At 45.6% G+C, this 9,774-nt stretch carries 4 protein-coding genes; all 4 read right to left on the bottom strand.

Annotation, left to right across the window (positions count from 1 at the left end; all coding sequences use genetic code 11):
- The coding region (locus V6E90_RS21290) for an ESPR-type extended signal peptide-containing protein (protein WP_332606385.1) at positions 1-4,510 on the bottom strand (4,510 nt) is incomplete at its 3' end.
- A 485-nt stretch (positions 4,511-4,995) separates the two neighbouring features.
- A complete protein-coding gene (locus tag V6E90_RS21285) occupies positions 4,996-5,790 on the bottom strand; it encodes a hypothetical protein (RefSeq protein WP_332606384.1) in 795 nt (264 codons plus the stop codon).
- Positions 5,791-6,046: 256 nt separating this feature from the next.
- The gene (tpgA, locus tag V6E90_RS21280) at positions 6,047-6,865 is read right to left on the bottom strand and encodes a trimeric autotransporter adhesin/peptidogylcan-associated protein TpgA (protein ID WP_332606383.1); all 819 of its coding nucleotides are present in this window, start codon (positions 6,863-6,865) and stop codon (positions 6,047-6,049) included.
- Between the two features lie 60 nt (positions 6,866-6,925).
- Positions 6,926-9,774: YadA-like family protein (locus V6E90_RS21275; protein WP_332606382.1), on the bottom strand; the 2,849-nt coding region annotated here is incomplete at its 5' end.

Genomic DNA, 9,774 nt, shown 5'->3' with positions numbered 1-9,774 from the left:
GGTTTTCTTCACCATTAACTGTACCGATATCAACCGTATCTCCTGCTTTCACCGCACCCGCTTTGGCACCATTACTTTGTAGATTCCAGCCTTTGTCTAATTCTGATAGCGCATCACCAACGTTACCGACCGTGGTTCCGTTAATGTCGTAGCTTGGTGCAGTCACAGTCCCATCTGGATTAACAACAGAGCCGCCACCGAGCGCATCCGATACGCTTTTCGCTGTACCTGCCAATTGACTGCCATTAATCGCATCGGTCGAAGTCGCAGTCACATCACCCGCAGTCACACCACTGATCTTGCCGGTGGTTCCATCAATCGTGACATCACCGACTGTGACATTGTTAAACTCAACATTATCTGCGGTTGCCACGTTATAAATGTCTTGTCCATCTGCTCCGGTGGTTTTAGAAACCGTGATGTTCTTACCTTGCGTCACTTCGGTTTTAGCGGCGGCAGCGGCATCGTCTAACTGACCTTTATTGACAGCATCGCTATCATTCACACCTGCACCGACATTGGTAATTGGATTACCTGCTGCATTGATCCCATCTTTGGTGATACTTGGGCCATTTGTAATGGTCACACCATTATCATTCACTAAGGTGTCGCCAGCACGGACGCTATCAACATTCAAATTACGGTTTAAACCATATTGAATGGTATTCCCATCTTTGGTCACAGTCAGGTTTTCTTCACCATTAACTGTACCGATATCAACCGTATCTCCTGCTTTCACCGCACCCGCTTTGGCACCATTACTTTGTAGATTCCAGCCTTTGTCTAATTCTGATAGCGCATCACCAACGTTACCAACCGTCGTTCCGTTAATGTCATAGCTTGGTGCTGTCACGGTACCATCTGGATTAACAACAGAGCCGCCACCGAGCGCATCCGATACGCTCTTGGCTGTACCTGCCAATTGACTGCCATTAATCGCATCGGTTGAAGTGGCAGTCACATCACCCGCAGTCACACCGCTGATTTTGCCCGTGGTTCCATCAATCGTGACATCGCCCACAGTCACATTATTAAAGTCCACATCATCTGCTGTGGCGACCTCATAGTTAGTACTGCCATCCGCATTGGCTGATTCTGTGACAGTGATATTTTTACCATCCGTCACCGTATTTTTACCTGCCGCGGTTGCTGCATCTAATTGGCTTTTATTGACCGCATCTGTACCTGCAACACCTGCACCGACATTGCTAATTATATGACCCGCCGCATCAATGCCTGAATTGGTAATACTTGGCCCATTATTAATCGTAACGCCATTCGTGTTGATGACCGTGTCACCTGCGGCCACGCTATCCACTTTCAGATTTCGATTTAGAGCATATTTAATGTCATTACCCGTTTTAGTGACGGTTAGATTTTCCTCCCCATCAGTAGTGCCAATATCAACCGTATCACCAGCTTTGATCGCTGCACCACCAGCCCCATTGCTTTGTAGATTCCAACCTTGATCCAGCGCTTCAATCGCATCACCAACATTATTGATTGGTGTTTCATTGACGATATAGCTAGGTGCTGAGATTGTGCCATCTGGATTCACCACCGAGCCACCACCTAAATGATTGGCTGTGGATTCTGCGAGGTTTCCTAAGGCTTGTTGAGTTGAATAAAGCTGAGAACCATTAATTGCATCGGTACTTGTTTCACTGACACGGCCTGCTGCCACATTAGTCACTTGGCGTTCATTACCCTCGCTCCCAACACTGACCACACTGTTTGGGCTTGTGCCCGCATAGTTATAAGTGATGCCACCGACTGTACCATTGGCGGTTGGATTGGCTGCTGAAGTGACCGAACCTGCACCAAGCGCAACATCATCCGCATTGCTTGCGGTTGCACCAGAACCGAGTGCCACACCACGGGTCGCTTGGGCATTGGCAGTATCACCTAATGCAATGGCACCTGCCGCAGCGGCTGTTGAGGTATTCCCTAAAGCCACTGAACCCTGACCAATAGCTTGGTTGGTATTCCCAATCGCGACTGCTCCACTTGCCAAAGAGCTTGCAGCAGTATCTCCTGCCGCAGTATTGTCCTTACCTAAAGCGACTGCACCGCTACCACTTGCTCGGTTTGGATCACCGATCGCGACCGCACCATCACCATTTGCAATCTGATCTCGACCAATCGCAACCGCGCCACCGTCTGCGCTTTCTGAATTAGCAGTGGTTCCATCCGAACCAATTGCAACATTTTTGCCTGTCGCTCCTGTGGTGACTGCGTTTCCTATCGCAATATTGTCACCACCTGTGCCGCTTTGTGTCGCAGCAGTACGACCAATCGCAATATCATTCGCACTTTGTGCTTGAGCACTGTCACCCAATGCAACTGCTGATGCAGCAGCTGCACTTGCCTCAACGCCTGACGCCAATGCATTATTGCCAGAAGCTTCGGCTCCCGCACCCAGAGCAACTGCGGCACTCCCTGTTGCCTTAGAATCTATCCCAATTGCATTTGAGTTTTGTCCACTCGCAATTGTTCTTGTGCCAACTGCGATCGCATCATCCGCATTTGCTTCAGCTAAATCACCAATTGCAACCGCACTTTCCCCTGTTGCTTTAGAAAAATTCCCCACTGCGGTGGAATATACACCACTGGCCTCAGTATTGTTCCCCTGCGAAATGGAGAAATCACCTGTGGCTCGACTTCGATTACCGAGTGCCGTTGACTGTAGACCAGAAGCTGTTGCGTTCGTTCCTACCGCAGAGGCGTATTCATTTGTTGCTTTAGCTCTGTTCCCCACAGCACTTGCTTCTATTGCAGTGGCTTCTGCTGCATTCCCAAGTGCGCCAGCATAATCAGCCGTTGCTTGAGCATTATTCCCCACTGCCAATGCTGTCGCACCATCAGCGCGCGCACCCAGACCAAATGCAGCGGCAGACTCTGGCACACCATTTACAACTTTGGCTGCGGCATACGCTCCAGCACCAATTGCAATATCGCCGCCTTCAACAGCCTGACTACTTGATCCAATTGAAACAGATTGACCGCCATTTGCAGTAGCGGTATCACCCAAAGCAATGGCACCTGCCGCGGCGGCTGTTGAGGTACTCCCTAAAGCCACTGAACCCTGACCAATAGCTTGGTTGGTATTCCCAATCGCAACCGCACCATTAGCTGCGGTTGTCCCTGCTGAATCCCCAGCGGCAATATTGTCTTTCCCTAATACAATCGCACCGTCACCATTTACAATATTTGGGTCACCAATCGCGACTGCGCCATCACCCGTTGCAACCTGATCTCGACCAATCGCAACGGCACCACCATCGGCAGTTGATGAATTGGCTGTGGTGATTCCTGAACCGATGGCAACATTTTGACCTACTGCACCTGTGGTCACCTTATTTCCTATGGCGATGTTCTTACCACCTGTGCCCGCTACTGTCGCTGCATCACTTCCAATCGCAATATCGGCAAAACTTTGCGCTTTGGACTGATGACCTGTCGCGACCGATTCTTCTGCTGTTGCCTCAGCTAAGGTACCAATGGCCGCAGCATACCTAGAAGTTGCTTGCGCACCATTTCCCGCTGCGAGTGTTTCATCTGCAGTGGCTTTTGAGTAATTTCCCAAAGCTACGGCACCCGCACCATCCGCTCTAGAATTAGAGCCAAATGCGCTTGACTCCCAATCCTCACCATCTTTGATTCGTCCAGCAGCATAGGAGTTTACACCCACCGCTACAGCACCAACCGTAACCGCATTGGCACCAAAACCAACGGCTGTTGACCCTCGCTCAACGGCATTCGCCTGATTCCCCAATGCTGTCGCAGCCTGTTTAGATGCAACTGCATTCGAGCCAACTGCGGTAGAGTCATTTCCAGATGATTGTGCATAGGCACCGACTGCGACACCACCAAAACCACTGGCATTAGTACGCCGCCCAAAAGCGACCGCACTATTTCCCAAGGCTTCAGCATAACCACCAACTGCAATTGAAAAATTTTGACCACCTGTTTTTGTATCATTACCGATGGCAATTGCACCCGCCACAGATGTTTGTGCATTTTTACCAATTGCAATTTGTCCACCACCATTTAAAGGTGTTCCATCACCAGTTGGAGAACGTACATTTCCTGTTTTGGCATTTGAACCAAAAGCAATATTATCTGGTGCATTAGACGAGTCGGCCTGATATCCCATCGAAATACCGCCATTACCTGCAGCACAAGCCCGTGTGCCTATCGCAACACTGTTCCCAGATTTACTGCCACTGCCTGTACTAGTTCCCGTGCAATTGGTATAAGTCGATCCACCACCTGCTTCATAACCTGCAAATGTATGACCACTATAAAAAATTGAACCCATAACCATTGCCAATATGACTGGCGTTAGATGAGATTTTGTATAAAGAGAATTTGCATTTAAGGGAGGGCTAAGTGCTGCTGTAGTCTCCACCGAAACATTACGTTTTTTCGTTGTACCACGAGCAAGTTCTGAAACGACCGTCCATAAACCTAAATATTTATTCCAAACTAAGCGATATATTTTATTCATGATCCAGTGCCTTTATTATTAATTAAGCACTGTTTAATTTAGAGAATAAAATTAGAGGGTATTTAACAATTAAATCTAAAAACTTAACAATCAAGTTGCTTTTTTTGTAAGTTTTAAAATCAAATCAAAAAATAGACAAACATTAACATTATAGGAGTGTTTAATAAACAGAATAGGCAGGCCATATTTACATTTGAAACATTTTTATAATTTTTTAATATTAGCCATCCTATCTAAAACTTTGTAATCAATTTCAATCAGTTGACTATTCGCTAGATAGGATCACGTATTGATGACAATCATAGCCATTCATTCTGTTCACACAAGCATGACAATGGTCAAACATGCTGCCATCGCCAATTCACTCTATTTAAACCGTTAAATAGAATTGAACTGACCACAGAGGACAAGTATTTAGCACGCCAAACCATTTTCGACGTGTTTGCTATAAATCCAAATACTCATCCATAAGCAAGCGACATATTTCACGCTAAGAATGGTTTAATTTTGTCATAAACAAAATTATAGTATTCATCTGATTGATGTTTTTCGATTTTCTCAAAACCTTCATCTACCCTTTCGTCTTGATCCCAAAAGCTACCATCCATAATGTAATGCTTAAAGCGGATATGTTTGGGGGAGTTAGATTTATCTCCATTCTTTTTGGTATTTAAATAAGGGATCTCTGATACAAACATATAGCCAATAAAAATTGGAAATTCCTGTGACATTTTTAACAATGCCTTGAATGCCGCCTTAGAGCTAAAGTGCGAATCTACAATTTCTATAGCGACATAGGGGTGTTTTTCGACCCATCCAAAGTACGCTTTAGAACGTCCAAAAATATCAAACCGTAAATAACATTCTTCAGAAACAGAAAACTTAACTTCCTTTGCCCACTGATAATTTTCCAATAAATTGAGTACGGTAAGCTGATACTTTCCGACCTCCTTACATTTTTCATAAATGCCAATTCTTAGATTTTCACTTGAGGTTGAGTTCGCATTATTTTCAAGAAAGTATAAAAATTCATCCCGTTTTTCATCATGTCGCGACGTATCTTTAGGCTCACCTTTATCAATATCACCACGATGTGAACTTTTCCTATAAAAATGGGGTGTGTCTGGATGGTTTCGAATGCCTAGTAAAATATTCCTATTTTTATTAAAAAGATTTTTCTCTCTTAATACTGCTCTCTGCTCAGCATCTCGCAAGTCAACTGCAAGAACCTCGACTATTTCTTTACCTTCTTCATAAAAAGCACTTTCGTATTTTGCCATTTCTAAACCTTTATTATAAAAATATAACCAAAGTATCTCTTAAAATAAAACCATCTCAGCTAATCTCTTCATAAAAAACAAAGTTTTTTATTAAGAACAACCTAGCTTCATAACTTTATTCAAACCCATAAATAAATATTAACCCCAAAAAACAATCCCATTTAACCTATTCCACACAGAAATATATGTTTATAAAAATATTTTTATAAATAGTTTGAGCAGCTATATTTATAGCTGCCCTATTTATTGTTTTAGCTTACCACTGAATATTCACACGACGGTTTGGTGCTAAACACTGAACCAGTTGTGTATTGCGTGCTTGACCTGAACATTCCTGATAAAGACTTGTTCCACCACTGACTTGTAATTGGATGCGTTTAGGATCAACTCCTTGCTGTACCAACAATTGCGCCACAGTATTAGCACGACGAGAAGATAAGTCTTGGTTATAGGCAAACTTACCAAGCCGATCTGCATAACCCGAAACAAGCACAGGATTTTGAGACTGTTGAATTGCACTCACCATCGTTGCCAGATTGGTTGAACTTGGTTCGATTGCATTGGCATCTGAACGGTCAAATGCAAAGAATACAATTCCAGTCTGCGGAGCAGCCTGAATCGGTGCAGGTAAAATAGCAGGGACCACATTATTGGCACCCCAAGTCATCAAACCTTGACACTCTTCACCTTTCCAAGATAAACGATTGGCAATATATTTTTTGTCATAGTCAATACGCAGTTGGCAACGCTTATAATCCTGCGTATTGGGTACACGAATATCCAAGACATAATTCCATGTTTTCACGGCAAATACGCCTTCACTAAAGTGAGGATTACCGAGAATATGGCGGAATTGATCTTTGTTCATACCGACATCTAAACGGGCAACATCGTTATATTCATAACGCTTCACCAGTTTAAGATAACTTTTATTCACCTCAGGAAAAGTCACCTCATCTGTCGTTTGTAATTCTACTTCGCCCTGTGCTTCTGCTACTGGAACTTCTGGTAAAGCCTGAGTATTGAATGCAATACCCGTAAGCACCATCATCATTAAAGTTTGAATCTTATTCATATCTGTTCTCACTTAATTCTTGTAAATGGAAAGGAGAGCCTTACGACTCTCCTAAAAGACTTAATCAATGATGGTACTTACACCAACACGAACCAATGGACTATTGCCTTGACTACCCATCGCAGCACCCGTCGTTAATGACCAGCGACCATTGTCCGCAGTCTTACGGAAGGTCACACCAATTGCACTTTGGTCGTTGTAATAGGCCGCACCTGCTGCCATGGTGAGCTTACCTGGAATAAATGGTGCATTTTCTAATGCCGCAGTTGCTGCAATACCCGCAGACATTTTGTCTTCCAACTTATCCATACGTTTGTTGGTATCGTAGAAAGCTTGTTGTAATTGATCACCCAAATTGGTTACTCGGTTATCAATTGCACCGAGTGCATCCCCCACGTTGTCATGTGTGCCACCTGCAACATTATAGCTCGGCCCTTTCCAGCCAGTGCTTGGGTCATAACCCGCACCACCACCAAGCGCTGCGCCAACATCTTCATAAGAACGATGTAACTGGCCGCCATTGATTCCATCTTTTGATCCGCTGGCAATGGCGCCATCAGCAACACCTGTGACTTTCTTACCACCTGCATTGATGCCCTCTTTGGTCATGCTTGGCCCATCTACGATCCGCACACCATCTGCTGCAATCGTGGTTCCACCAGCACCTCCCACATTGACCTGATTCGCATTGACATCTTTCGCCGTCACACTATCCACGGTAATGTCTTTGGCTAAACCAACTTCATAATCCGTACTGCCATCTGCTTTGGTGCTTGGTGTGACTAAAATATTGCCATCTTTGTTACTCACCGATGACTTGGCAGCTTGTGCTGCTTTGCCTACAGCACCAATTGCATCATTGATGTTGTCTTGACCTGTCCCACCAATATTGTCACCTACAATCGTGCCATCTGGATTGATTTTGGTATTACCACCCACAATGTTTTTCACACTGTCTGCGACACCATGGAGTTGGCCACCATTGATCGCATCTTTAGAACCTGCGGCAACCGTACCATCGGCAACACCCGTGACTTTGTTATCACCGGCATCAATGCCGTCTTTAGTCACGCTTGGGCCACCCGCAATGGTTAAACCATCGCCATTGATGACCGTATCACCCGCCGTCACGCTATCGACTTTAACGTCCTTCGATAGGCCAACTTCATAATCCGTACTGCCATCTGCATTTTGACGGCTGGTCACTGTGACGTTTTCATCGCCATCCGCTTTACTTACTGTAGTTTTAGCCTCTTTCGCTGCTTTACCCACAGCACCAATCGCATCGTTGATGTTGTCTTTACCTGTTCCACCAATATCACTGGTGATAATGGTTCCATCTGGATTCACTGTGGTATTACCGCCAATTGCACTTGATACACTATCCGCAACACCTTTTAATTGACTGCCATTGATTGCATCGGTTGAATCTGCGGTAACACGCCCTGGCGCAACACCAGTGATCACGGTATTACCGGCATCGATGCCACTTACACTGATACGTGGTCCAACGCTATTCCCCATCGGGTCAGCGAAACCGAGACCATCCTGACCAAGAATCGTGGTGTTTCCAGCTTGATCTTTTAAGCTCACACCTTTGGCATCCAGAATGGTTTCATTTCCATCTGCATCCGTCGACGTAACACTGTCAAATTTTACGTCTTTAGCAGTCGCAACTTCATAGTTGGTACTGCCATCTGGATTGGCCGATTCAGTCACCACCATATTGTCGCCTTCGGTGACCGTGGTTTTCGCTGTTACTGCATTTTTACGTACAGAATCAATCGCATCATGGATGTTACCTTCACCTGTGTTACCCACATTGCTGGTGGTCACCGAACCATTTGGATTTAAGACGGTTTCACCACCAATTGCGCTTCGGACACTGTCTGCAACACCGTGGAGTTGTCCACCATTGATCGCTTCGCTTGAACCTGCTGCAATGGTGCCGTCTGCCACACCACTGATCTTGCCTGTGCTGCCATCAATGTTGACATCACCCACTTGTACTGAATCAAATGACACATCATCCGCTGTCGCAACTTCATAGATGGTTTGTCCATCGGCACCAGTACGACTTGCAACAGTCATGTTCTTGCCCGCTTCAACTTCAGTTTTCGCTGCCGCTGCTTCTCCTTGAATCGCATCAGCGACCGTGTCATAACCTTTGTCATTGACGGTAAATGGACCGCTAAGTCGACCACCCTCATTGGTCACGCCACCACCTAAAATATCGCCCGTAGAGCCGACGCTGTCATTCAGCTGACCACCGTTCACCGCATCTTTAGAACCTGCTGCAACCGTACCATCTGCAACACCACTGATCTTGCCTGTGGTGCCATCAATGTTGACATCACCCACTTGCACTGAATCAAAATCCACATCTCGTGCCGTCGCAACTTCATAGTTGGTGCTGCCATCTGGATTGGTTGATTCAGTTACCACCATATTGTCGCCTTCGGTGACCGTAGTTTTCGCTGTTACTGCATTTTTACGTACAGAATCAATCGCATCATGGATGTTACCTTCACCTGTGTTACCCACATTGCTGGTGGTCACCGAACCATTTGGATTTAAGACCGTTTCACCACCAATCGAGCTTCGAACACTGTCTGCAACACCATGCAGTTGACTACCATTGATTGCATCTGTTGAGGTGGCATTGATATCACCCGCAGTCACACCGCTGATCTTGCCTGTCGCGCCATCAATACGCACACCATCTGCACCACCGACAGTGACATTGTTAAAGTCAACATCATCCGCTGTCGCGACTTCATAAATGGTTTGTCCATCGGCACCAGTACGACTTGCAACGGTCATGTTCTTGCCCGCTTCAACTTCAGTTTTCGCTGCCGCTGCTTCTCCTTGAATCGCATCAGCGACCGTGTCATAACCTTTGTCATTGA

The organism is Acinetobacter sp. ESBL14 (genome assembly GCF_036668815.1).
Taxonomy (GTDB): Bacteria; Pseudomonadota; Gammaproteobacteria; order Pseudomonadales; family Moraxellaceae; genus Acinetobacter; species Acinetobacter gyllenbergii.
This window is presented reverse-complemented; position numbering and strand designations above follow the sequence as displayed.